This is a genomic window from Trinickia mobilis (assembly GCF_017315705.1).
Classification (GTDB): Bacteria; Pseudomonadota; Gammaproteobacteria; order Burkholderiales; family Burkholderiaceae; genus Trinickia_A; species Trinickia_A mobilis.
Genome location: NZ_JAFLRF010000005.1, coordinates 221120 through 246292 on the forward strand (window position 1 = coordinate 221120; position 25173 = coordinate 246292).

A 25173-nucleotide genomic window follows, 5' to 3' on the forward strand; every position below is an offset into this window, starting at 1 on the left:
TTAAATTAACAATGGGGAACGGTCTGTGAGCAGTTTCTGCTCGTGTTCGTCGTCCCAGCATGCGACCGTACTTTTACCTACATTCGTGATTGTATATATAATCATGCCTACGATTGAATAGCCTAGCTGTGAACCCGGGTAATATCCGTCACTGTTGCCTGCCCCAAGGCGATGCACCGCGCATTTCCGACAGCGGTGCCATGCGGCGCTTTTTGGCGCGGCGCGCTGCGCTGCGCCTTCCGTCTTGCCGACCGCATCCGGGCTATCAATTCAACGTCTCACGATGTATTTGTGCTGCGTGTTCCGCCGGGGTAGAAACGCGGGCACACATTTCATTCTCAGTCATTGACAGAGGTCGCTCCATGCGCGTCGAACGGGTTCCATACCGCTTAATCAATGTCGCGACGGCTGCCGTGTTTCTTGCCGCGTGCGGACAAAAACAATCGGCACCGCCGCAGCAAACGCCGGAAGTCGGCGTCGTCACCATTCAGCAATCCGCCGTGCCGGTCGTGACCGAATTGCCGGGCCGCACCAACGCTTTCCTCGTCGCGCAGGTGCGCGCGCGGGTCGACGGCATCGTGCTGTCGCGCGACTTCACCGAAGGCAGCGAAGTGAAGGCCGGCCAGCGCCTGTACAAGATCGATCCGGCGCCATACATCGCCGCGCTCAACAACGCGAAGGCCACACTTGCCAAGGCGCAGGCGAACCTCGTGTCCACCACTGCGCAGGCCAATCGCTTCAAGGTGCTGGTGGCGGCCAACGCGGTCAGCAAGCAGGACTACGACAACGCCGTCGCCGCGCAAGGCCAGGCCGAGGCCGACGTCGCTGCCGGCCGCGCGCAGGTCGAAACCGCGCAGATCAACCTTGGCTATACCGACGTCATTTCGCCGATCACCGGCCGCACCGGCGTGTCGCAAGTCACGCCGGGCGCGTATGTGCAGGCGAGCCAGGCGACCCTGATGGACACGATCCAGCAGATCGACCCGGTCTACGTCGACTTGACGCAATCGAGCCTCGAAGGCCTCAAGCTGCGCCAGGACGTTCAGGAAGGGCGCTTGAAGACGAGCGGCCCGGGCGCAGCGAAGGTCTCGCTGATTCTCGAGGACGGCCGCACGTACTCGGAGCCGGGCAAGCTGCAGTTCTCCGACGTCACGGTCGATCAGACGACCGGCTCGGTCACGGTCCGCGCGATTTTCCCGAACCCGAACCGCGTGCTGCTGCCGGGCATGTTCGTGCGTGCGCACATCGAAGAGGGCGTGAACGAGAACGCGATGCTCGTGCCGCAGATCGGCGTTACGCACGACCCGAAGGGCGACGCGGTTGCGATGATCGTGGGCCAGGACAACAAGGTGACGCCGCGCGTGATCGTCACGTCCGGCATGCATGGCCCGGACTGGATCGTCGACAGCGGCTTGCAGCCGGGTGACCGCGTGATCGTGCAGGGCACCGAGAAGGTCCGTCCGGGCATGGAAGTGAAGGCGGTGCCGGCGCAGCTGGCAGCCAGCCCCGCATCCGGCGCGGCGGCCGGCGCGGCCCCCGCGGCAAGCGGCGCGCATCCGGCGCAAGGCGCATCGGGCGCGTAACAACAGGGAGCCTGCTTCATGGCAAAGTTCTTTATCGATCGCCCTATTTTTGCGTGGGTGATCGCGATTATTTTGATGCTCGCGGGTATCGCGTCGATCTTCAATTTGCCGATCTCGCAGTATCCGACCATCGCGCCGCCGTCCATCCAGATCAGCGCAAGCTATCCGGGGGCGTCGGCGACGACGGTGGAAGACACCGTCACGCAGGTGATCGAGCAGCAGATGAGCGGTCTCGACCACTTGCTGTATCTGTCGTCGACCTCCGATGACTCCGGCACCGCAACGATCACGCTGACGTTCGCCGCCGGCACGAACCCGGACATCGCGCAGGTGCAGGTGCAGAACAAGCTGTCGCTTGCCACGCCGCTTCTGCCGCAGGTCGTGCAGCAGCTCGGCACCACGGTGACGAAGTCGAGCAGCAGCTTCTTGCTCGTGCTGGCCTTCAACTCCGAAGACGGCAGCATGGACCGCTACGACCTTGCGAACTACGTGGCCTCGCACGTCAAGGACCCGATCAGCCGTCTCGACGGCGTGGGCACGGTGACGCTGTTCGGCACGCAGTACGCGATGCGGATCTGGCTCGACGCGAACAAGCTGAACAACTTCAGCTTGACGCCCGTCGACGTGACGAACGCGATCGCGGCGCAGAACGTGCAGATCGCGGGCGGCCAGATCGGCGGCACGCCCGCGAAGCCGGGCCAATTGGTCCAGGCGACCATCACCGAAGCGACCCTTCTGCGCACGCCCGAGCAGTTCGGCAACATCCTCTTGAAGGTCAACCAGGACGGCTCGCAAGTGCGCATCAAGGACGTCGCGCGCATCGACCTGGGCGGCGAAACATACAACTTCGAGACGAAGTACAACGGGCAGTGGACCGCGGGTCTCGGCATTCAGCTCGCGACGGGCGCGAATGCGCTGCAGACGGCGAAGAACGTGAAGGCGAAGATCGACGAACTGTCGAAGTACTTCCCGCACGGCCTCGTCGTGAAGTACCCGTATGACACGACGCCGTTCGTGCGCCTGTCGATCGAGGACGTCGTCAAGACGCTGCTCGAAGGCATCGTGCTCGTGTTCCTCGTGATGTACCTGTTCCTGCAGAACCTGCGCGCCACGCTGATCCCGACGATCGCCGTGCCGGTCGTGCTGTTGGGCACGTTCGCGATCATGGGGCTCGTGGGCTTCTCGATCAACACGCTGTCGATGTTCGGCCTCGTGCTCGCCATCGGCCTGTTGGTGGACGATGCGATCGTGGTGGTCGAAAACGTCGAGCGCGTGATGAGCGAGGAGGGCTTATCGCCACGCGAGGCGACCAAGAAGGCGATGGGCCAGATCACCGGCGCGCTCGTCGGCGTGGCGCTCGTGCTGTCGGCGGTGTTCGTGCCGGTGGCGTTCTCGGGCGGCTCGGTCGGCGCGATTTACCGGCAGTTCTCGCTGACGATCGTGTCGGCGATGGTGCTGTCGGTGCTGGTCGCGTTGATTCTGACGCCGGCGCTGTGCGCGACGATTCTCAAGCCGATTCCGCAAGGCCATCACGAAGAGACGAAGGGCTTCTTCGGCTGGTTCAACCGGACCTTCGAGAAGAGCCGCGACAAGTACCACTCGGGCGTGTATCACGTGATCAAGCGCTCGGGCCGCTGGCTCATCATCTATCTTGCGGTGATCGCGGCGGTCGGCCTGCTGTTCGTGAAGCTGCCGAAGTCGTTCCTGCCTGACGAAGACCAGGGCCTCATGTTCGTGATCGTGCAAACGCCGTCGGGCTCGACCATGGAGACGACTGCGAAGACGCTCGCGAACATCAACGACTACCTGCTGACGAAGGAAAAGGACATCGTCGAATCGGCGTTCACGGTGAACGGCTTCAGCTTCGCGGGCCGCGGCCAGAACTCCGGTCTCGTGTTCGTCAAGCTGAAGGACTATTCGCAGCGGCAGCACAAGGACCAGAAGGTGCAGGCGCTCATCCAGCGGATGTTCATGCACTACGCGCGCTACAAGGACGCGCTGGTGATCCCGTTCAATCCGCCGTCGATTCCGGAACTCGGCACCGCGTCGGGCTTCGACTTCGAGCTGACCGACAACGCGGGTCTCGGCCACGAAGCGCTGATGGCCGCGCGCAACCAGCTGCTCGGCATGGCCGCGAAGGACCCGACGCTCGCACTCGTGCGTCCGAACGGCTTGAACGACACGCCGCAGTACAAGGTCAACATCGACCGCGAGAAGGCACAGGCCTTGGGCGTGACGGCGTCGGCGATCGACCAGACCTTCTCGATCGCGTGGGCGTCGCAGTACGTGAACAACTTCCTCGATACCGACAACCGGATCAAGAAGGTGTACGTGATGGCCGACGCGCCGTTCCGCGCGAACCCGGACGACCTGAACATCTGGTACGTGCGCAACGGCGCGGGCGGGATGGTGCCGTTCAGCGCGTTCGCGACCAGCCACTGGACGTACGGTTCGCCGAAGCTCGAGCGCTACAACGGCATTTCGTCGGTCGAAATCCAGGGTGCGGCCGCGCAAGGCAAGAGTACCGGCCAGGCGATGAAGGCGATGCAAGCGATCGCGGCGAAGCTGCCGCCGGGCATTGGCTACTCGTGGACCGGCTTGTCGTTCCAGGAAATCCAGTCCGGCTCGCAGGCGCCGATTCTGTATGCGATCTCGATCCTCGTCGTGTTCCTGTGCCTCGCGGCGCTCTATGAAAGCTGGTCGATTCCGTTCTCGGTGATCATGGTCGTGCCGCTCGGCGTGATCGGCGCGCTCCTGGCCGCCACGCTGCGCGGGCTCGAAAACGACGTGTTCTTCCAGGTGGGTCTGTTGACCACCGTGGGTCTGTCGGCGAAGAACGCGATTCTGATCGTCGAATTCGCGCGGGAGCTGCAGCAGGGTCAAGGGATGGGGCCGGTGGAAGCCGCGCTCGAAGCGTCCCGCCTGCGGTTGCGGCCGATTCTGATGACGTCGATGGCGTTCATTCTCGGCGTGATGCCGCTCGCGGTCAGCAACGGCGCCGGTTCGGCGAGCCAGCACGCAATCGGTACGGGCGTGATCGGCGGGATGCTGACGGCGACCTTCTTCGCCATCTTCATGATCCCGATGTTCTTCGTCGTGATCCGCTCGAAGTTCTCGGGCGAGAAGGAAGATCCGGAAGAAGCGCTGAGGCGCTCGGACGCGCTGCATGTACCGAAGGACTCGAACGGCAACGGTTCGGGCAATGAAGGACACTGATATGAGACAACCCCCACGCTCACTATGTTCGCAGCCCCCCGAGGGGGCGCTCAGTACGCTTGGGAGCGGCCCGGCGCGTACTGAGTGGCGAAAACTGTCTTTGCTTGCCGTCGCGGCCGGCCTCCTTGCCGCCGGCTGCACGATGGAGCCGCACTACCATCGTCCGGATGCGCCGGTGCCGGCGTCGTTCCCGACCGGCGGCGTCTACCAGACGCAGCCGGGCAGCGGCGCCGAGCGTTCCGCGAACGGCGCGGCCGCCACCGATATCGGCTGGCGCGACTTCTTCGCCGACGCGCGTCTGCAGCGGCTCATCGCGATCGCGCTGAAGAACAACCGCGACCTGCGCGTGTCGGTGCTGAATGTCGAGGCCTCGCAGGCGCAGTACCGCATTACGCGCGCGCAGCTGTTCCCGACGATCGACGCGGTGGGAAGCAAGAGCGTCCAGCGCACGCCGAAGGACTTGGCGTTCTTCAACCAGACGATCTCGCAGACTTACAACGTCGGTCTGCAGACGTCGTGGGAAATCGACTTCTGGGGGCGTATCCGCAGCTTGAAGGACCAGGCGCTCGCGCAATACTTGTCGACGGCTCAGGCACGCAAGGCGGCGGAAATCTCGCTCGTGTCGCAAGTGGCCGACCAGTATCTGACGATGCTCTCGTTCGACGACCTGCTGAGAATCACGCAAGACACGCTGAAGACCGCGCAGGATTCGTACAACCTGACGAAGCTGCAGTTCGACAACGGCACCGGCTCGGAACTCGCCTTGCGCCAGGCGCAAACGGTGGTCGAGCAGGCGCAGGCGAACATGCAGGTAGAGGCGCGTTCCCGTGCGCAGGCCGAAAACGCGCTCGTGCTGTTGATCGGCGAGCCGTTGCCTGCGGATCTGGAGCCGGGCTTGCCGCTTAGCGACCAGAGCATCCTGACCGATATCCCGGCAGGCCTGCCGTCGGATCTGCTCACGCGCCGTCCCGACATCATGGAGGCCGAGCAGAACCTGCTCGCGGCCAACGCGAACATCGGTGCGGCCCGTGCGGCGTTCTTCCCGAAGATCTCGCTGACCGGTTCCGCGGGCACGGCGAGCGCGACGCTCGACGGGCTCTTCAAGCCGGGTTCGTTTGCGTGGACGTTCGCGCCGACGATCACGTTGCCGATCTTCGAGGGCGGCACCAACATCGCCAACCTGGATCTCGCGAACATCCAGAAGAAGATTCAGATCGCGCAGTACGAGAAGTCGATTCAGTCGGCGTTCCGCGAGGTCGCCGACGGGCTCGCCGCGCGCGGCACCTACGACCAGCAGATCGCCGCGCTGGAGCGCGACGTGTTTGCCGAGCAGCGTGCGCTCGAGCTGTCGGAGCTGCGGTATCACAACGGTGTCGACAGCTATCTGTCGGTGCTGCTTGCGCAGACCAATCTCTATACGGCGCAGCAGTTGTTGATCACCGCGCGCGTGAACCGGCTCACGAGCCTGGTCGATCTGTACGTCGCGCTGGGCGGCGGCTGGATCGAGCACACCGGCGACACGCCGCGTCCGGCCGACGACACTGCGGATTATGGCGCGGTTGACAAGCCAGCCGCGGCGGTTCCAGCGTCGTCGGTCAAGGCGAGCAACGCAGCGGGTTAAACGAGTGGGCGCTGTTTATCAGCGTGAACGCAAAACGCCACGGGTGACCGTGGCGTTTTGTTTGGGGCAATGCTTCTATGGCAAACAACGGGGCTTTCGGGGTTCATGGCTCTAAAAGGTGCGCTTTCCTTTCGCCTCTGTTCCACCACGCCGCTTACGTGTATCGGCTCCCCATTGGGATTGGAAATGGTGCGCTCCTACATTCGGACTACGGCTTGATGCGGACGGCTTCATAAAAGACGCCAAGTTTCTCGAAAATTAATCTATTTCTCCCGCTTAGCGCGAAAGTAGAGATGTCGAATATATTCGAGCATTCAACCGTTGCAATCGTGACTCGCTCGGGTAGTTTGAGATTTTTCGGATCTGTGCGATAACCACTATAAAAGAAATCAAAAGCATCCTCTTTGCTGAAATGCAATCTAGGGGAGAGGCAGGTGTCTCGGCCGACTTCTATTTTGGATTTTCTAAAAATTAAGCGCTTTCCTATTAAATAATTTATCTGTTTTTCCGGCATTCCAAACGATGGGGAATAGCCGGCCACGGATTTTACGCGCCACGCTCCAGATAGCGCACCAAGGTCGGATGCCATTAAAGCAGCGCTCGCAAGTAGTGCGTAGGAGGAAAGGATGATTTTGGATTTTATTTTCATTCTTTTTCAGGACGAAAGGGTGCGCTCTCCTCCGTTCGCCTGGAAACTAGTCCTTTGAGATGGACTAATTTTGCATTTTGACGCGAGTGGGTACGGCTTGAGATTACATCAGCAGCAGCTTCGAATTCTCCTGCATTTAGGCGCTCAAACACTGCTATCGCCCCGGTCGGTCCGGTATTGTAGACAAAGCTCACCAAGGCATCGAACTGCTCCTGATTGAGTTCCTGCGTCACATTCCGTCTGATTGCGTTTTCAGCATCGCGGATGCGTGAAGTCAGGGACGCATCCGCCATCTCGTTCGTCACTGTGATCGTCAGTTCCTCCTCCGTGCATACGCCACGATGCACCAACGTTCCATAGCCATAGGTACAGTGGCCTTTATTCTTGCCCCCATCGTTGTAATATTCGAGCCGCAGTCGCTCACGAGACGCAAGGCGCAGCCGTCCCGCCGCACTCATCGACAACTTGGCGTTAGGACTCTGTTTCTTGGTAGCAGTAGCCGGTTGCGCCATATCATTGCTCTTTGTTTGCTTTGATATCGAACGAAGCGGTCACCGTGCCGCCGCTACCGCCTTGGGCATTCTGAATCAGATACTCCTGCCTCACTTTCGCAAACGACAAGCCAACCTGCTCTCGAATACGCTCGTCGCCTTGGGTGCTTATCGGATGCACCAAGGTAACGATCACGTCATTCATCGTGATTTTCATGTATTCAAGCGGATTGCCACCCGCTTTGCGAGTTGTCAGCACTACATCGTTAATATGCTTGCCAGTCAGGCAATATTTCATCAGATTAGGGCTGGCGCGATCGGTGTAGTGCTCGAAATAAAGATCGGAAATCGTCGCCTTGCCGGTGCCGCCGCCACTTCCGGAATGCAAATCGGAAGCCTGCTTGATTTGCCATTCCCAATGAACGACATCGATTTCATTCTTATGGTTTGAATCGCTCGATTCACCATCGATTCCAGCGATCTTGATGAACATATCTTGTGCCATAACTGCCTCCCTAGATAATAGAAATCTTTGCTCAGCACCCACCACGGACGTGACCACAAGCCGTATGGACGTTGCCAAAGCTGAGTGATTCTAATAACTATGGATGCCTAATAATTGCGACATGCTGACGCATCAACAGGTTGTTGTGATTCTTCACGAAGCCAACGCGCGCGCAAGAAAAATGCTACGGATTACCGTGGCATTTTTCTTAGTCGGTGGGATGCGGTGCGTTTTGCGCGCATTAGCGCGCACTTCCAGTCCCCTCAATGCGCATCCGCAATTCGCCGCTCAAGCTCATGACCGCTCGCGGCAGGCGCCGCGTCAGGATGCCGTTCGAGATCGCGGCCAGCTTGCCGAATGTTCCTTTTCGCTTCCTTTTCGCCCTTCGCGCCGTTGAAGATCAGATTGAGCACGACCGCCGACGTCGACGCCAGCAGGATGCCGCTGTGCAGAACCGGCGACAGCGCAGGCGGAAGTTGCTGGAAGAAGTGCGGCGACACGACCGGCACGAGACCCAGCCCGACGCTCACGGCCACGATGAAGAGATTGTTGTGATTCTTCACGAAGTCGACGCGGGACAGCACCTTGATCCCGTTCGCCGCGACCATCCCGAACATCACGATGCCCGCACCGCCGAGCACGAACGCCGGCACCGACGCCACGACTTGCGCCATCTTCGGGAAGAGGCCGAGCAGCACCAGAATCACGCCGCCCGTCGCACAGACGAAACGGCTCTTCACGCCGGTCACGCCGATCAGGCCGACGTTCTGCGAGAACGACGTATGCGGGAACGAGTTGAAGATGCCGCCGATCAGCGTACCGAGGCCGTCGACGCGCAATCCCCGCACGAGCGTCTCGCGATCCACCGGACGCTCGACCATGTCGCCGACCGCGAGGAACATGCCCGTCGATTCGATGAACGTGACGAACATCACGGTGACCATCGTCGCGATCGCGAGCGGGTCGAAGTGCGGCAGGCCGAAGTGGAACGGCATCACGAAGCCGACCCACGGGGCGGACGTGACGCCCTCGGTGTTCACGTGGCCGGAGACGAACGCGATCAGGAAGCCCGCGACGATCCCGAGCAGCACCGAGATATTGGCGATGAAGCCGCGGCCGAACTTGTTGATCAGGAGGATCAGCGTGAGCACGAGGAGCGACAGGCCGAGGTACAGCGGATTGCCGTAATCCGGATTGCCGACGCCGCCTGCTGCCCAGTTGATGCCGACCTCCATCAGCGACAGCCCGATCACCGCAATCACGGTGCCCACCACGACCGGCGGGAAGAACCGCAACAGCTTGCCGATCATCGGCGCGAGCACGATGCCGATGACGCCGGCCGCGATCGTCGAGCCGAAGATGTCGAGAATGCCGAGATGCGGGTTGGTGCCGATCGCGACCATCGGGCCGACGGCGGCGAACGTGCAGCCCATGATGACGGGCAGGCGGATGCCGAAGATCCACAGGCCGAGTGTCTGGATCAGCGTGGCGATGCCGCAGGAGAACAAGTCGGCGCTGATCAGGAAGGCGATCTGGTCTTTCGGCAGATTGAGCGCGCCGCCGACGATGAGCGGTACCGCGACCGCACCGGCATACATGACCAGCACGTGTTGAATGCCGAGCGTGAGCAACTGGCCAAAGGGCAGCCGCTCGTCGACCGGATGGACCGTATTCGCTTGCATGTGTCTCGCTCCAATATCTCGTTTTTGAGTGCCTCCAAGGTATGCGGAACGAAAAGCGCCAACAAGAGCACTGGGGGCTATTCCGTACTTTCCGGCATCGATATGCGCTGCATGCGAAAGGACGTATGGGCCAGGCCGTGCGCGCGGCTTCGCGCGGACGAAGCCCCGTAGGGCGCGTGTCGCGCGAATCTGGCGGCTGCGATGGCGGATCGCGGCGTGTTGCTGCGTCTATGTTCTGTATTTCGCTTTGCGCATAGTCGAGTTTTGGCGTCGCCGCGCGCACGGGTGGGTAAACCCGCGCCAGGCGCCATTCTTCAGCCAGGGCTAAAGAATCGGGCCGGCGTGTCAGGCGCGAATTCGCCGCGCGGTTATCATCGATGGCGACTCCACCCGATTACACGTTCCGCTATGCGCTTTCTCGGCATCGACCTTGGCACCGGCTCCCTGAAACTCGCGACGATCGACGGCGACGGACGCGAATGCGCTACCGCGTGCGTCGCGTACGCCGTCGAGACGCCGCAGCCGGGGTGGGCGGAGACGCGCGTCGAGGTGTGGTGGCGCGCGCTCACCGAAGCGGCGGCGCGCTTGCCCGCGCAGGAGCGTGACGCGGTGTCCGCGATCGGTTTTTCGGGGCAGATGCACGGCGTCGTGCTGACGGCCGAAGACGGCAGCGCGGTGCGGCCGGCGCTGCTCTGGCCCGATACGCGTGCGGCCGGCTTGCTCGGCGCGTGGCCCGAGCCGCAGCCGAATCCGGTCGCACCGGGCATGGCTGGGCCGCTCTTGCGCTGGATCGTGCGTAACGAGCCGCAGTCGGCGGCCGAGACGCGTTGGGCGTTGCAGCCGAAGGACTGGCTGCGCGCCGCGCTGGGCGGTCTCGTGGCGACCGATCCGTCCGATGCGTGCGCGACCGCGCTGGCCGATACGTCGGGCGCGTGGAACCGCGCGCAGATCGACGCGCTCGGCTTGCCGCCGGAATGGTTCGCGCCGCTCGCGCCCTCATATGCGGCGGGCGGCACGCTGTCGGCTCACGCGGCTCGCGCGCTCGGCCTGCGCGAAGGCATCGTGCTCGCGACGGGCGCGGGCGATACGCCATGCGCCGCGCTCGGCAGCGGCCTCGCGCACGACGGCGACGCGCTCTTGACCACCGGCACCGGCGGCCAGATCGTCGTGCTCGCGACGGCCGCGCCGCAAGCGGCATGCGGGCTGCACGCGTATCGCGCGGCGACCGACCACTGGTATCGCATGGCGGCCATGCAGAACGTCGGCGTCGCGCTCGAAGCGGTGCGGGGCTGGCTGTCCTATTCGTCGTGGGCCGACGCCTATCAGGACGCGTTCGGCGTGGACCCGTCGACGACGCTGACTTTCTTGCCCTACCTGACCGGTGAGCGTTCGCCCTGGATGAACCCGGCGGCGCGCGGCGGCTGGCTCGGCCTCGCGCTCGACGATACGCGCGCGACGATGATGCGTGCCGCATTTGAAGGCGTCGCGTTCTCGCTGCGTGCCGGGCTCGATGCGATCCGCTCGAACGGCGCGCACGTGCGATCGCTGCGCCTTGCGGGCGGCGGCTCCGTCGACGCGCGCTGGCGGCAGTTGCTCGCGAACGCGCTCGCGGCCGACTTGTATGCGGTCGATTGCCCGAACGCCGCGGCGCGCGGCGCTGCAATGCTCGGGGGGCTCGCGAGCGGCCACTGGCATGCCGCCGATCTCGCGGCGCTCACGCCGGCGGCGACGCTCGTGGCGAGTCCGCAGCGCGACGCTGTGCTCGCCGATCGCCACGCACGTTTCATCGATTTGTATCGGCGTACGGAAAGCTGGTTTTCGGAATCTGCTTAAGCTAATAAACTGACGCGCGACTGTCGGCAGTTCAAGCGCGGCAGCGGTGTTGCGGAGCCGCCGGCGCCGACGATGACAGATGAACTCAAAGCACGAAGGAGCAATCACGATGAAGACAAAAGCAGCCATCGCATGGAAGGCGGGCGCGCCGCTCACGATCGAGGAAGTCGATCTCGAAGGTCCGCGCGCGGGCGAAGTGCTGATCGAAGTGAAGGCGACGGGCATTTGCCATACCGATTACTACACGCTCTCCGGCGCGGACCCCGAGGGGATCTTCCCGGCGATCCTCGGGCATGAAGGCGCGGGCGTGGTAGTCGATATCGGGCCGGGCGTGGGCACGCTCAAGAAGGGCGATCACGTGATTCCGCTTTACACGCCCGAGTGCCGCGAGTGCAAGTTTTGCCTGTCGCGCAAGACGAACCTCTGCCAGAAGATCCGCGCGACGCAAGGCCGTGGCCTGATGCCCGATGCGACCTCGCGCTTCTCGGTGGGCGGCAAGCCGATCTTCCACTACATGGGCACGTCGACGTTTTCCAACTACATCGTCGTGCCCGAGATCGCGGTGGCGAAGATCCGCGAAGACGCGCCGTTCGACAAGGTCTGCTACATCGGCTGCGGCGTGACGACGGGTGTCGGCGCGGTGGTCTATACGGCGAAGGTCGAGGCGGGCGCGAACGTGGTGGTGTTCGGCCTCGGCGGCATCGGCTTGAACGTGATCCAGGGCGCGAAGATGGTCGGCGCGGACAAGATCATCGGTGTCGACATCAATCCGGGCCGCGTCGCGCTGGCGAAGAAGTTCGGCATGACGCACTTCGTCAATCCGAAGGAGGTCGAGAACGTGGTCGACGCCATCGTGCAGCTCACCGACGGCGGCGCCGATTACTCGTTCGAATGCATCGGCAACGTGAAGACGATGCGCCAGGCGCTCGAATGCTGTCACAAGGGCTGGGGGCAGTCGATCATCATCGGCGTGGCGGCGGCGGGCGAGGAGATCAGCACGCGGCCGTTCCAGCTCGTCACAGGCCGCGAGTGGAAGGGCTCGGCGTTCGGCGGGGCGCGCGGACGAACGGACGTGCCGAAGATCGTCGACTGGTATATGGAAGGCAAGCTCAACATCGACGATCTCATCACCCATACGCTGCCGCTCGAGAAGATCAACGAGGGCTTCGAGCTGATGAAGACGGGCGAGTCGATTCGCTCGGTCGTCTTGTACTGAGCCGGAGGCAAGCGATGCTTGAACTCGTCGAAGAGCACGCTTGCCACGGCGGCGTGCAGCGCATCTACCGGCACGATTCGCTCGCGATCGGGCTGCCGATGCGGTTCTCCGTGTATCTGCCGCCGCAGGCGTCGCATGCTCGCGTGCCGGCGCTGTTCTATCTCGCCGGCCTCACCAGCACCGAGGAGACGTTCGCGATCAAGGCGGGCGCTCAGCGCTGCGCCGCGCAACACGGCATCGCGCTGATCGCGCCCGATACGAGCCCGCGCGGCGCGGGCGTGCCGGGCGAAAGCGCGTCGTGGGACTTCGGCGTCGGTGCGGGATTCTATGTCGATGCCACTCAAGAGCCGTGGTCGAAGCACTACCGCATGTATTCGTACGTCGTCGACGAGCTGCGCGAGACGGTGGCGGCCGAGTTGCCGATCGAGCGGGACAAGCTCGGCATCTTCGGACATTCGATGGGCGGGCACGGTGCGCTGATGATCGCGTTGCGCAATCCCGGCGTATATCGCTCGGTTTCGGCGTTTGCGCCGATCGCCGCGCCGATGCGCTGCCCGTGGGGCGAGAAGGCGTTTTCCGGCTACTTGGGTGGGAAACGCGAAACGTGGAAGCCGTACGACGCGAGCGAGCTCGTGGCGCGAGAAGACAGCGCGAGGTTCGAAGCGGGCATTCTGATCGACCAGGGCTCAGCCGATCAATTTCTCGCCGTGCAGCTCAATCCCGATGTGTTCGAAGCCGCCTGCCGCGCGGCGGGCCAGCCGCTCACGCTGCGCCGCCACGCAGGCTACGACCACGGTTACTACTTCATTTCGACCTTCATCGAAGATCACATCGCGCATCATGCGAAGGTGCTGTGCGCGTGATGCGCGCAGCGGCCGTGTCGTTACCGCCGCCGGGCCAGCAAGCTCAGGCCATAGACGACTGCCGCGAGCGCGGTGATCCAGAAGCTCGTCGGCCAGTCGGTGTAGAACGCGAGCGTGACGCCGAGCCACGCTTGCGCGAGCGCGAAGAGGGCGGCGAGCACGAGGCCGGCCGAGAGTCGCGTCGACAGGTTTTGCGCCGCTGCTGCCGGCCCCACCATCAGCGTGAACACGAGCAGCACGCCGACGATCTGCGTGCAGGCCGCCACCGTCAGCGCCGTGATGGTCAGGAACAGCACCGACACGAGCCGCAGCGACACGCCCTTTGCCTCAGCCAATTCGGGTTGCAGCGAGGCGAACATCAGCGGCCGCATGATCGCACCGAGCGCGATCAAGCTGATCGCGCCGATGCCCGCCAGCACCGCGAGCGTCGCCGGATTCACGCCGAGCACGTTGCCGAAGAGCAAAGCCGTGACCTGCGTTGCGTACGCGGTGAAGAAATGCAGGAACAACAGCCCGAAGCCGAGCGATAGCGACAGAATCACGCCGATCGCCACGTCGCGCCCCGCGAGCTTTTCGCCGAGCGCGCCCATGCCGACCCCGGCCGCGGCCGTGAAGCCGATCATCCCCCAGATCGGCGAGACGCCGATCAGCACCGCGCCCGTCGCGCCCGTGAAGCCGACGTGCGACAGCGCATGCCCGGCGAACGTCTGTCCGCGCAACACGAGAAAGTAGCCGACGATGCCCGCGAGCACCGCGACGATCCCCGACGCCGCGAACGCGTTGATCATGAACTCGTATTCAAACATCGTGCGTGTGTCCGTCGCGAGAGGTTTGGGCGGCGTCGGCCGCGTGCCGACGGCCGTGCGCCGGGCCGTGCGCGTGGCCGTGCTCGTGCCCGTGATCGTGGGTGTGCGCGTGATCGTCTTCGTGCTCGTGGTCGTGCTTTTCGACCTCGACGTCGCCCGACATCACGAAGATGCGGCCGTTCACGCGCATCACGTCGATCGGCGAGCCGTAGAGACGCGAGAGCACCGGCTTCGTGATGACTTCGTCGACGGTGCCGAGCGCTGCGACGCCGCTGCCGAGGTACAGCACGCGGTCGAGCGCGTTCAAGAGCGGATTGAGTTCGTGCGCGGAGAACAGAACGGTGATGCCGAGCTCGCGCTGCACGTTGTGCACGAGCTCGACGACGCCGCGCTGGTGATTCGGATCGAGGCTGATGAGCGGCTCGTCCAGCAGCAGGAGACGCGGCTCGCCGAGCAGGCACTGCGCGAGCAGCAAGCGCTGGCGCTCGCCGCCCGACAGCTCCGACAACGGCCGTTCGGCGAGCGAGCGTCCGCCGACGAGGTCGAGCACGCGCCCGACATTCGCGCGCGTTGCCGCGTCGGCACGCGGGAGCCCCCAGCGATGACCGTCGGCCGCCATCGCGACGAAATCGCGCCCGCGCACGCGGCGCCCGGCGAGCGCGCTGCGCGTCTGCGGCATGTAGCCGATCGCCGGATTGCCGCGCGCGACCGGCGCGCCCGCCACGCGGATCGTGCCGCTTGCCGCGGGCACGAGGCCGAGCACCGCGCGCATCAGCGTCGTTTTGCCCGCGCCGTTAGGCCCGAGGACGCCGATGAATTCGCCTTGATTCACTGTGAGGCTGGTTTCGGTGAGGATCGTGCGTCCGCCGAGCTCGAGCGTCACGCGCTCGAGCTCGAGCGCGGGCCGCGGCTTGGTGCCTGCGAGATTCATGATGCCTCCCGCCGGGCCGCCCCAAGGGAGGCATCCGCCCCCTCGGGGGGAGCTTTGCATGGGACCGGAGTAAGCGCTAAAGCGCCAACTCCGGTCGACAGCGAACGACAGTGAGCGTGGGGGTAGTTCATTGACTCTTCCCTTCGAGCGCTGCCGACAGCGCGTCGAGCTGCACGGCCATCCATTGCTGGAAGTTCTTGCCGGCGGGCTCGGTTTCCGTGACGCTCATCGTCGGCACGCCCGATTGCTGGGCGAGCTTGAGCATGCGCTTCGTGAGCGCTTCGGTCGCCTGGCTGTTGTAGATCAGCACGTGCACGCGCTTCTCGCGCAGGTCCGTCTCGAATGCGGCGATGTCGGACGCGCTGGGTTCGGTGTCGTTCATCACCGCGAGCTGGAAGCGCGGATTGCGCATCGCGAGGCCGATCGCGTCGGACATATAGCCGAAGACCGGCTCGGTCGCCGTGACCGGCACGCCGGCGTAACGCGCGTGCAGCGCGGCGACCTTCGCGTCGATCGGTTTCAGCGAAGCGAGGAACTTCGCGAGGTTCGCGTCGTAGTCGGCCTTGTGCGCCGGGTCGGCCGCGACGAGCGCGGCGCTCACCGCGCGCGCGACGGCGGGCATCGTCGCCGGGTCGTACCAGAGGTGCGGGTTGTCGCCGGCCTTCTTGCCGACGAGGTCGGCGGCGACGATCACCGTGCGCTTCGCGTTCTTCGACGCGTTGAGCAGCTTCTCCATCCACGGGTCGTAGTCGGCGCCGTTATAGACGACGAGGCTCGCGTGCTGCAGCGCGCGAGCCGTCTTCGGGCTGGCTTCGAACAGGTGCGGGTCCTGATCGGGATTGCTGAGGATGCTCGTGACGTCGACATGATCGCCGCCCAACTGATGCACGACGTCGCCATAGAAGTTTTCCGCCGCGACGACGGGAGTCTTCGCGTTTTGCGCGAAGGCGGCGTGGCTGAGCATGAGCGCTGCGGCCCCCGCCGCAACGAATTTCGACAATATCTGCACGTGACGTGCGATGGCCTGCATCGAACCGGTGGCTTTCATTCTTCGTGTTCCTTATCTGGGTTGCGGTCACTGGACTTGCATTCGCCGCACAAGCCGGTGAGTTCGACCACCTGCTTGTGCACTTCGAAACCATGCGCGGGTGGCGTCGCCGACAGGCGCTCGGCGAGTTCTTCGCCCGGAATCTCGACGGTTTCCCCGCAGCGCTCGCAGATCAGGAACTGGCTTTGATGCGGCTTGCCGATCTCGCAGCACGCGACGAACGCGTTTTTCGATTCGATCCGGTGCACGAAGCCGTTCTCGACCAGGAAGTCGAGCACGCGGTAGACGGTGGTGGGCGGCACGCGGCCCCGCTGCGGCTCGAGTGCGGCGAGCAGGTCGTAGGCGCCGATCGGCCGCGCGGCCGCGACGATCAGCTCGTAGACCTGGCGTCGCAGCGGCGTGAGCGTCAGGTCGTGGTCGACGGCGAACGCGTCGGCGCGTGCGAGGCGTTCGGCAAGGTCCTGGGCGTGGTGGGCGTGGTCGGCGGACATGGCGCTGAATCCGGAAGCGAGCAATCGCGAGATGATATAACGTATCGCTATTTTTTGCCCGCAACCGGTTTCATTGCGCCTATTGGGACGGGTCCAGCCGACGGCGCAGCTTTGCCAACCACGAACCGTCGGCTGGTTTTTCCTCGTGCCAGTCCTTCTCGGGCACGGATAAGGCGTTCAGCCGAATCTGCGTGAGACGGCCGTCGACGGTGAGCCCGAGATAAAACAGTGGCGCTACGACGCACCAAGTGTCGGCCGGACCCCACAAAAGGCATAGCGTTGCGCTACTCGGGTCGTAAAGCGCTTCGGGTTCGCACGCTTCATCTGCGTGCCCATTGCTATCGAAAGGGGCATCCAGGTATGGAATACCTGCGTCGCCGGCGAGAGGTGCCAACTTGCCGATAGCCCAGCGTTTCGGATTGGTATAGAAGCCAAGGGTAACGGGGCGTTGTTGCGCGTCCAGATTTAGTGCAAACGTACCTGCCGTGAGCAAGTAGGACTGGGGACGAATCGCAAACTGCTGCTCGATCGCGTCGCGCAGGGGTGTTGGTGGCTCGGGTGACGTCTCCGGTGGGTAGGCCAGTTCGCATGACACGGTGAAGCCATCGCCATCCCAGGCGGAGATGGCGGTGGCAAGCTTCGCGGCAGGGCGCGTGCGGACGAAAACAGTTTGCATGTCTAGGGCCTGCGTTTATAGACGAAGTGCAAGACGGTGTAGTCGCTCTCCCGCACCACCACCTCCAGCGTGTAGGGCTCGCCTTTGCGTTTCATTGGAACGGTGTACTGGTAAATACCTCTGTGGCCCTTCGGATCTGCTGTGCGCTTGCCATATCGAATCGCAAGACGAAGGATATGGACTGGCACAAACCGTCCCTCTTCCTGCATGTGGGCCAGTGGCGCAGCGGCGAAGCGCAAGGGCTGCTTCGACAGTGCCGAAAAGCGCGTCCGCAGACCGAGCAGCGTCGCTCGACCCATGGTGACGCCCAGGCCGCGAATGCCTGCGCGTGTCAATTGTCGAACGCCTGCCTTCCATGGGCCCCCGACAACAAATATCGCATCGAATGGATCGAATAGCGGCGCTTCCAGTGGGCGCTCGTTTACGGACACTCGACCCTCGAGATCGTAGGTCCGGAATACCCCACTAAGCGAGGTCTGATATCCGATTATGCAATCCAGGTCAGCATCATAAATGGGCTTTGCAGTCGGAGGGACGTTTGGAGGACGGACTTCGAACAAGCCTGAGGAGGTTGGGTTGCGGCCGCTCCAGACTAAAGACTGTTCGCTGCCTGTGTATTTGCTGCTGTCGGTGGTTGACATGGATTCTCCCTTTTTAATTCGATGAAGCTGCCGCCGGTGCGAAATATTACAAATTCATTTCATGACGAGCGTAGTTAGACCGAGGAAACGGGATTCGTTTTCGAGACAGAGCCATCCGCGCCGATCTACCGCACCGCACCATCGAAATCCGCCGCATGACCTTGACAGTGCCGAACGCGTATCCGATCATTCGATCAACAATCGAGCAATTGCTCAATCGCTGAGCGTTCGCTCACCGCCACAACAAATCGGAGACACGCAGTGAAACTGCAAGACAAGGTCGCCATCCTGACGGGCGCCGCCAGCGGCATCGGCGAAGCGGTCGCCTTGCGCTATCTCGACGAAGGCGCGAAGTGCGTGCTGGTCGACGTGAAGCCGGCGGCCAAGTTCGCGCAGCGTCTCTCCGAAACCCACCCCGAGCGCGTACACGTGGTCAGCGCCGACGTCACGCGCCGCGAGGACATCGAGGGGATCGTCGCAATCACCGTCCAGCACTTCGGCGGTGTCGACATCCTCTTTAACAACGCGGCGCTCTTCGACATGCGGCCGCTCCTCGACGAATCGTGGGACATCTTCGACGAGCTCTTCGCCGTCAACGTGAAGGGCATGTTCTTCCTCATGCAAACGGTCGCGCGCCGGATGGTCGAGCAAGGGCGCGGCGGCAAGATCGTCAATATGTCGTCGCAAGCCGGCCGGCGCGGCGAGGCGCTCGTTTCGCACTACTGCGCGACCAAGGCGGCGGTGTTGAGCTACACGCAATCGGCGGCGCTCGCGCTTGCGCCTCACAAGATCAACGTGAACGGCATCGCGCCGGGCGTCGTCGATACGCCGATGTGGGATCAGGTCGACGCGCTCTTCGCGCGCTATGAGAACCGCCCGCTCGGCGAGAAGAAGCGGCTCGTCGGCGAAGCGGTGCCGCTCGGCCGCATGGGCGTTCCCGCCGACCTGACCGGCGCCGCGCTCTTTCTTGCGTCGGCCGATGCCGACTACATCACTGCCCAGACGCTGAACGTCGACGGCGGCAACTGGATGAGCTGATTTTTCCGCAACAACGCGCAGTACCGCCTACGCTTAAAAACGCGCTTCATAACGCACAAAAGAGAAAGGAGACGAAATGAACCACCCCCATGCTCACTTACGTTCGCTGTCGACCGGAGTTGGCGCTTTAGCGCTTACTCCGGTCCCATGCAAAGCTCGCCCCGAGGGGGCGGATGCCTTCCTTGGGGCGGCCCAGCGGAAGGCATCCACGAAACGAACCCCAAAACCCGCGCTCAAGGCGCTGTGCGGCGCGCTCGCCTGCGCGGCGCTTGGCGCGCCCATCGCCGCATCGGCCGCGCAGACGATCACGATCGCGATGTTGAACAACCCGGACATGATCGAGCTGAAGAAGCTCTCGCCCGCGTTCGAGCAGGCGAATCCGGACATCAAGCTCAACTGGGTGGTGCTCGAAGAAAACGTGCTGCGCCAGCGCGCGACGACCGACATCACGACCAACAGCGGCCAGTTCGACGTGATGATGATCGGCACGTACGAAGCGCCGCAATGGGGCAAGCGCGGCTGGCTCGCGCCGATGACGAACCTGCCCGCCGAGTACGACCTGAACGACGTCGTGAAGACGGCGCGCGACGGTCTCTCGTATAACGGCACGCTGTATGCACTGCCGTTCTACGTCGAAAGCTCGATGACGTACTACCGCAAAGACCTGTTCGCGGCGAAGGGCCTGAAGATGCCCGACCAGCCGACCTACGACCAGATCGCGCAATTCGCCGACAAGCTCGACGACAAGGCCCATGGCGTCTACGGCATCTGCCTGCGCGGCAAGGCGGGCTGGGGCGAGAACATGGCCTATGTGACGACGGTCGTGAACACCTTCGGCGGACGCTGGTTCGACGAGAGCTGGCACGCGCAGCTCACGACGCCCGAATGGAAGAAGGCCGTCACGTTCTACACGAACCTGCTGCGCAAGGACGGCCCTCCGGGAGCCAGCTCGAACGGCTTCAACGAGAACCTGACGCTGATGTCCTCGGGCAAGTGCGCGATGTGGATCGACGCGACGGTGGCGGCCGGCATGCTCTATAACAAGCAGCAATCGCAGATTGCGGACAAGGTCGGCTTTGCCGCCGCCCCGGTCGAGGCGACGCCGAACGGCTCGCACTGGCTGTGGTCGTGGGCGCTTGCCGTTCCGAAGTCGTCCAAGCAGCCGGACGCGGCGAAGAAGTTCATCACGTGGGCGACGTCGAAGGGCTACATCGACATGGTCGCGAAGGACGAGGGCTGGGCCTCGGTGCCTCCGGGTACGCGCGAGTCGACCTATGCGCGGCCCGAGTACCAGCAGGCCGCGCCGTTCGCGAGCTTCGTGCTGAAGGCGATCCAGACCGCGGATCCGACTCGTCCGACCGCCAAGCCTGTGCCGTACACGGGCGTGCAGTTCGTCGGCATTCCGGAGTTTCAGTCGTTCGGCACCGTGGTCGGGCAGAGCGTCGCCGGCGCGGTGGCAGGCCAGTTGACCGTCGACCAGGCGCTGGCCGCGGGCGAGGCGACCGCCGATCGCGCGGTGCGTCAGGCCGGCTATCAGAAATGACGTAACGCGTTCCGGCATGGCGCGCGCCCAACGGGCCGTGCCGGAACTTCGCAGCACAGCGGGCTGCATGCCTTTCGCGCTCCGCGCATGACCCAGGAGGTGTTCCGACCATGCGTCATCTTCATCTTCCCCTCACCCACGCCCCCGCGCAGACCGAGCACGAACGCGAAGCGCGGCGGGCGGCGTCCACGCGCTGGCTGGTCGCGCCGTCCGTATCGGTGCTGCTGCTATGGATGGCGATCCCGCTCGCGATGACGATCTGGTATTCGTTCTCGCGCTACAACCTCCTGAATCCGGATTTGAAGGGCTTCGCGGGCCTCGACAACTACCGGTTCCTCGTCACCGATCCGTCGTTCGTGCCGTCGATCGCGCACACGATCGAGTTGATCGGCTCGGTGCTGATCATCACGGTGGTGGGCGGCGTGCTGATGTCGGTGCTGTTCGACCGCAAGTTCTACGGACAGGGCGTGGCGCGCCTCCTGGCGATCGCGCCGTTCTTCGTGATGCCGACCGTCTCCGCGCTGATCTGGAAGAACATGATCCTGCACCCGGTGTACGGCCTCGTCGCGGATGCGATGCGTGCGCTCGGGCTGCAGCCGATCGACTGGTTCGCCACCTATCCGCTCACCGCGATCGTCATCATCGTCGCGTGGCAATGGCTGCCGTTCGCGTTCCTGATTCTGTTCACGGCCATTCAATCGCTCGACCAGGAGCAGAAGGAGGCCGCGAAGATCGACGGCGCCGGCCCGTTCTCGATGTTCTTCTTCATCACGCTGCCGCACCTGAGACGCGCGATCGCAGTCGTCGTGATGATGGAGACGATTTTCCTGCTGTCGATCTTCGCCGAGATCTATACGACGACGGCCGGCGGCCCCGGCAACGCGACGACCAACCTGTCGTACCTGATCTACGCGGTCGGCCTGCAGCAGTTCGATGTGGGCATCGCGTCGGCGGGCGGCATTCTCGCCGTGGTGCTCGCGAACATCGTGTCGTTCTTCCTGGTCCGCATGCTGGCGAAGAACCTGAAAGGGGAGTACGAGAAATGAACCACCCCCACGCTCACTATCGTTCGCTGCCCCCCGAGGGGGCTGATGCCTCCCTTGGGGCGGCCCGGCGGGAGGCATCATGAGCAGCCCAACCTTGCAAACCCCCGTGCAATATCGCGCGCCGTCGCCGGTGATCGGCGCGCTCAAGCGGATCGTTCCGGGCGTGCTCGCCTGGCTGATCGCCGCGGCGCTCTTCTTCCCGATCTTCTGGATGACGATCACCGCATTCAAGACCGAGCAGCAGGCGTACTCGTCGTCGCTCTTCTTCATTCCGACGCTCGAGAGCTTCCGCGAGGTGTTCGCGCGCAGCAACTACTTCGCGTTCGCCTGGAACTCGGTGCTGATCTCGGTCGGCGTGACGGTGATCTGCCTGCTGTTCGCGGTGCCGTGCGCGTACGCGATGGCGTTCTTTCCGAATCGGCGCACGCAGAAAGTGCTGCTGTGGATGCTGTCGACGAAGATGATGCCGTCGGTGGGCGTGCTCGTGCCGATCTACGTGATGTGGAAGAACGCCGGCTTGCTCGACACCGTGTGGGGGCTCGTCATCGTCTATTCGCTGATGAACCTGCCGATCGCGGTGTGGATGGCGTTCACCTACTTCAACGAGATTCCGAAGGACATCCTCGAAGCCGGGCGCATCGACGGCGCGTCGACCTGGCAGGAGATCGTCTATCTGCTGATGCCGATGGCCGTGCCCGGGCTCGCATCGACGGCGCTCCTGCTCGTGATCCTGGCGTGGAACGAGGCGTTCTGGAGCATCAACCTGTCGAGCTCGAACGCGGCGCCGCTCACGGTGTTCATCGCGTCGTATTCGAGCCCTGAAGGCTTGTTCTGGGCGAAATTGTCGGCCGCGTCGCTGTTGGCGGTTGCGCCGATCCTGATCGTCGGCTGGCTGTCGCAGAAGCAACTCGTGCGCGGCCTCACGTTCGGGGCGGTCAAATGACGGACTACGCGAAGCACGGCGATGTCAACGGCAAGTCGTTGCTGATCTGCGATTGCGACGGCGTGCTGATCGACAGCGAAGCCGTCGCCGTGCGGATGCTCGTGAGCGAGCTGGAAACGCGCTGGCCCGAGGCCGACGTCGAGCCGGTCGTGCTGCCGCTGCTCGGCCTGCGCATCGAGCGCGTGCTGGCCGGCGCCGCGGCGGAGCTCGGCCGCACGCTCACGTCCGGCGACATCGAGGCGATCCGGTGCGCGGTCGAGGCGGCCGCGAAAGAGGCGCCGCTGGTCGACGGCATCGAGACCGCGCTCGCGCAGATCGACTTGACGAAGGCGTGCGCGAGCAACAGCTATACCGACTACGTGGAGTCGGTGCTGGTCCGCACGGGGCTCGCGCGCTTTTTCGGCGACCGGGTGTTTTGTGCGGACAACGTCGAGTTGCCGAAACCCGCGCCCGACGTCTACCTGGCCGCCGCGCGCACGCTCGGCGCGGCGCCGGAAGCGTGTCTCGTCGTCGAGGACAGCGTGACGGGCGTCACCGCCGCGAACGCGGCGGGGATGACGGTGATCGGCTTCATCGGAGGCGGCCACGCGACGAGCGCGCAGATCGACGCGCTGCGCGGCGTCGGCGCCCGGCACGTGTTCGACGACATGAGCGAGCTGCCGGCGCTTGTCGCGCAATGGCGAATGAGCGGCGTGCTCAATCTGCATTGAGACGAACGAGAGGCCATGGCGCGATGACGGAGCGCCAGCCTCGCGTCACTGAATTGAACGGAGACGAATCATGGCAAGCGTGACATTGCGCAACGTGGCGAAGCGTTACGACGACAACGAGGTGCTGCGCAACGTGAACCTCGATATCAACGACGGCGAGTTCGTCGTCTTCGTCGGCCCGAGCGGCTGCGGAAAGACGACGCTGATGCGGATGATCGCGGGCCTCGAAGACATCAGCGCCGGCGACCTGAACATCGACGGCTCGCGCATGAACGACGTGCCGCCCGCCAAGCGCGGCATCGCCATGGTGTTTCAGTCGTACGCGCTCTATCCGCACATGACGCTCTACGACAACATGGCGTTCGGCCTCAAGCTCGGGGGCGCGAAGAAGCCCGAGATCGACGCGGCGGTGCGCAACGCGGCGAAGATCCTGCACATCGATCACTTGCTCGAGCGCAAGCCGAAGCAGCTCTCGGGCGGGCAGCGGCAGCGCGTCGCGATCGGCCGCGCGATCACGCGCAAGCCGAAGGTGTTCCTGTTCGACGAGCCGCTGTCGAACCTCGACGCGGCGCTGCGCGTGAAGATGCGGCTCGAGTTCGCGCGGCTGCACGACGAGCTGAAGACGACGATGATCTACGTGACGCACGACCAGGTCGAAGCGATGACGCTCGCGGACAAGATCGTCGTGCTGTCGGCGGGGAACGTCGAGCAGGTGGGCAGCCCGAACCGGCTCTATCACGCGCCGGCGAACCGCTTCGTCGCGGGGTTCATCGGGTCGCCGAAGATGAATTTCCTGGGCGGCGTCGTCGATGCGGTGACGGCCGACGACGTGCTCGTGCGCTATGAGACGGGCGAAACGCAGCGCGTCGCGGTCGAACCGGGGAAGGCGAAGGCGGGCGACAGCGTGACGGTCGGCATTCGGCCCGAGCATCTGCATGCCGGCGGCGCGGGCGACTACGGCATCGCGACGCGGACGATGGCGGTGGAGTCGCTCGGCGACGCGGCGTATCTGTATTCGGAGTCGCCGGTGGCGCCGGATGGCCTCATCGCGCGCATTCCGCCGCTCGAACACCACGACAAGGGCGAGACCTTGAAGCTCGGCGCGACGCCCGATCATTGCCATCTGTTCGATAGCGACGGGCGGGCGTTTGAAAGACGGATCGTGGAGGTGCGGTCGGCGGCTTGAGGGAGGTGCAGAGTGCCGCTCGCTTAAGTGCGCGTGATGATGAGCCTGCCGTGGTGAATCTCGACAGAGAGGCGCTGCCCGGCGGAGAAGCCAGCGCGCTCGAGCCAGCGGCCGGAGAGCCGGAACCAAGGGAACAGCGGCGGGTTGGTGCGATAACCGCCGAGCTTTATGGGCCGGTAGCGTCGCGACTGCTGGATGGTGACGAATCGCTGGGCGGGGTAAGGACGTGCGTTAAGATAGGCGTCAGCCATGATCGACTCCTGTGGAGAGTTGGTGGTGGTCAGCGGGCCGTGAGTGCTGGTAACACTTGCGGCCCGCGCTTCGGTTACAGCGTCAGATGCGTACGTGCCTCCTGTTAGCTGCTGGGATTGATGCATGCGATCGAATCACTGTATGGATAATCAGTTATCCGATCAATATATCCGTTCGGGATAGGGAAGCCGGGGCGTGTCTGG

General features: G+C 63.8%; 23 protein-coding genes. 12 read left to right on the forward strand and 11 right to left on the reverse strand.

Features of this window, described 5'->3' with window-relative positions; all coding sequences use genetic code 11:
- Window positions 1–362 precede the first annotated feature (362 nt).
- Genes J3489_RS09490 through J3489_RS09500 form a run of 3 tightly spaced genes read left to right on the forward strand, consistent with a single transcriptional unit; the run spans window position 363 to window position 6420 of the window.
- Window positions 363–1583 (forward strand): efflux RND transporter periplasmic adaptor subunit, encoded by a 1221-nt coding sequence (locus J3489_RS09490; protein WP_206997460.1) that lies wholly within the window; start codon window positions 363–365, stop codon window positions 1581–1583.
- An 18-nt stretch (window positions 1584–1601) separates the two neighbouring features.
- Window positions 1602–4799: an efflux RND transporter permease subunit gene (locus J3489_RS09495; RefSeq protein ID WP_206997461.1), complete on the forward strand. Its 3198-nt coding sequence runs from the start codon at window positions 1602–1604 to the stop codon at window positions 4797–4799.
- A 1-nt stretch (window position 4800) separates the two neighbouring features.
- Window positions 4801–6420, forward strand: coding sequence for an efflux transporter outer membrane subunit (locus tag J3489_RS09500; RefSeq protein ID WP_206997462.1), 1620 nt, complete (start codon window positions 4801–4803; stop codon window positions 6418–6420).
- Between the two features lie 208 nt (window positions 6421–6628).
- Here the strand turns inward: J3489_RS09500 and J3489_RS09505 are convergent, their stop codons facing one another.
- The 4 genes from J3489_RS09505 to J3489_RS09520 all read right to left on the reverse strand — a co-directional run bounded on the left by J3489_RS09505 (window position 6629) and on the right by J3489_RS09520 (window position 9747).
- Window positions 6629–7069, reverse strand: a complete 441-nt coding sequence (locus tag J3489_RS09505) for a hypothetical protein (protein WP_206997463.1) — start codon at window positions 7067–7069, stop codon at window positions 6629–6631.
- Window positions 7066–7581: a lysozyme gene (locus J3489_RS09510; RefSeq protein WP_206997464.1), complete on the reverse strand. Its 516-nt coding sequence runs from the start codon at window positions 7579–7581 to the stop codon at window positions 7066–7068. Before J3489_RS09510 ends, J3489_RS09505 begins: the two co-directional genes overlap by 4 nt.
- Before the next feature lies 1 nt (window position 7582).
- A complete protein-coding gene (locus J3489_RS09515) occupies window positions 7583–8065 on the reverse strand; it encodes an Hcp family type VI secretion system effector (RefSeq protein ID WP_206997465.1) in 483 nt (160 codons plus the stop codon).
- A 263-nt stretch (window positions 8066–8328) separates the two neighbouring features.
- On the reverse strand, window positions 8329–9747 hold the full coding sequence (locus J3489_RS09520; RefSeq protein ID WP_206997466.1) for a nucleobase:cation symporter-2 family protein: 1419 nt from the start codon (window positions 9745–9747) through the stop codon (window positions 8329–8331).
- A gap of 408 nt (window positions 9748–10155) precedes the next feature.
- Here J3489_RS09520 and J3489_RS09525 point away from each other — a divergent pair, with 408 nt between their 5' ends.
- The 3 genes from J3489_RS09525 (at window position 10156) to fghA (ending at window position 13659) form a co-directional block, all read left to right on the forward strand.
- Window positions 10156–11580, forward strand: a complete 1425-nt coding sequence (locus J3489_RS09525) for a xylulokinase (RefSeq protein WP_206997467.1) — start codon at window positions 10156–10158, stop codon at window positions 11578–11580.
- Between the two features lie 109 nt (window positions 11581–11689).
- Window positions 11690–12796 carry an S-(hydroxymethyl)glutathione dehydrogenase/class III alcohol dehydrogenase gene (locus tag J3489_RS09530; RefSeq protein ID WP_206997468.1) on the forward strand — a complete coding sequence of 369 codons (1107 nt, stop codon included), beginning with the start codon at window positions 11690–11692 and terminating at the stop codon, window positions 12794–12796.
- Between the two features lie 14 nt (window positions 12797–12810).
- On the forward strand, window positions 12811–13659 hold the full coding sequence (gene fghA / locus J3489_RS09535) for an S-formylglutathione hydrolase (protein ID WP_206997469.1): 849 nt from the start codon (window positions 12811–12813) through the stop codon (window positions 13657–13659).
- A gap of 20 nt (window positions 13660–13679) precedes the next feature.
- On the opposite strand, the gene J3489_RS09540 is transcribed toward fghA, so the two are convergent.
- From J3489_RS09540 to J3489_RS09565, 6 genes are all read right to left on the reverse strand, one after another.
- Window positions 13680–14465 (reverse strand): metal ABC transporter permease, encoded by a 786-nt coding sequence (locus J3489_RS09540; protein WP_206997470.1) that lies wholly within the window; start codon window positions 14463–14465, stop codon window positions 13680–13682.
- Window positions 14458–15396: an ABC transporter ATP-binding protein gene (locus tag J3489_RS09545; protein ID WP_206997471.1), complete on the reverse strand. Its 939-nt coding sequence runs from the start codon at window positions 15394–15396 to the stop codon at window positions 14458–14460. The genes J3489_RS09540 and J3489_RS09545 overlap by 8 nt, the downstream gene beginning before the upstream one ends.
- A gap of 127 nt (window positions 15397–15523) precedes the next feature.
- A complete protein-coding gene (locus J3489_RS09550) occupies window positions 15524–16444 on the reverse strand; it encodes a metal ABC transporter solute-binding protein (protein WP_206997472.1) in 921 nt (306 codons plus the stop codon).
- The gene (locus tag J3489_RS09555; protein ID WP_206997473.1) at window positions 16441–16935 is read right to left on the reverse strand and encodes a Fur family transcriptional regulator; all 495 of its coding nucleotides are present in this window, start codon (window positions 16933–16935) and stop codon (window positions 16441–16443) included. Before J3489_RS09555 ends, J3489_RS09550 begins: the two co-directional genes overlap by 4 nt.
- Before the next feature lie 79 nt (window positions 16936–17014).
- A complete protein-coding gene (locus tag J3489_RS09560; protein ID WP_206997474.1) occupies window positions 17015–17611 on the reverse strand; it encodes a hypothetical protein in 597 nt (198 codons plus the stop codon).
- A gap of 2 nt (window positions 17612–17613) precedes the next feature.
- On the reverse strand, window positions 17614–18252 hold the full coding sequence (locus tag J3489_RS09565) for a hypothetical protein (protein ID WP_206997475.1): 639 nt from the start codon (window positions 18250–18252) through the stop codon (window positions 17614–17616).
- Between the two features lie 261 nt (window positions 18253–18513).
- On the opposite strand from J3489_RS09565, the gene J3489_RS09570 reads away from it, so the two are divergent.
- The 6 genes from J3489_RS09570 (at window position 18514) to J3489_RS09595 (ending at window position 24718) form a co-directional block, all read left to right on the forward strand.
- Window positions 18514–19290: an L-iditol 2-dehydrogenase gene (locus tag J3489_RS09570; protein ID WP_206997476.1), complete on the forward strand. Its 777-nt coding sequence runs from the start codon at window positions 18514–18516 to the stop codon at window positions 19288–19290.
- Between the two features lie 76 nt (window positions 19291–19366).
- On the forward strand, window positions 19367–20833 hold the full coding sequence (locus tag J3489_RS09575) for an ABC transporter substrate-binding protein (protein ID WP_242539899.1): 1467 nt from the start codon (window positions 19367–19369) through the stop codon (window positions 20831–20833).
- 110 nt (window positions 20834–20943) lie between these two features.
- The gene (locus J3489_RS09580; protein WP_206997477.1) at window positions 20944–21879 is read left to right on the forward strand and encodes a carbohydrate ABC transporter permease; all 936 of its coding nucleotides are present in this window, start codon (window positions 20944–20946) and stop codon (window positions 21877–21879) included.
- Between the two features lie 79 nt (window positions 21880–21958).
- Entirely contained in the window at window positions 21959–22822 is an 864-nt protein-coding gene (locus J3489_RS09585) for a carbohydrate ABC transporter permease (protein ID WP_206997478.1), read from the forward strand.
- Complete coding sequence (locus J3489_RS09590) at window positions 22819–23532, forward strand: HAD family hydrolase (RefSeq protein ID WP_206997479.1); 714 nt, start codon at window positions 22819–22821, stop codon at window positions 23530–23532. Before J3489_RS09585 ends, J3489_RS09590 begins: the two co-directional genes overlap by 4 nt.
- A gap of 70 nt (window positions 23533–23602) precedes the next feature.
- Complete coding sequence (locus tag J3489_RS09595; protein WP_206997480.1) at window positions 23603–24718, forward strand: ABC transporter ATP-binding protein; 1116 nt, start codon at window positions 23603–23605, stop codon at window positions 24716–24718.
- Between the two features lie 23 nt (window positions 24719–24741).
- Here J3489_RS09595 and J3489_RS09600 read toward each other — a convergent pair whose 3' ends face one another.
- Window positions 24742–24969, reverse strand: coding sequence for a SymE family type I addiction module toxin (locus tag J3489_RS09600; RefSeq protein ID WP_206997481.1), 228 nt, complete (start codon window positions 24967–24969; stop codon window positions 24742–24744).
- Window positions 24970–25173: the final 204 nt, after the last annotated feature.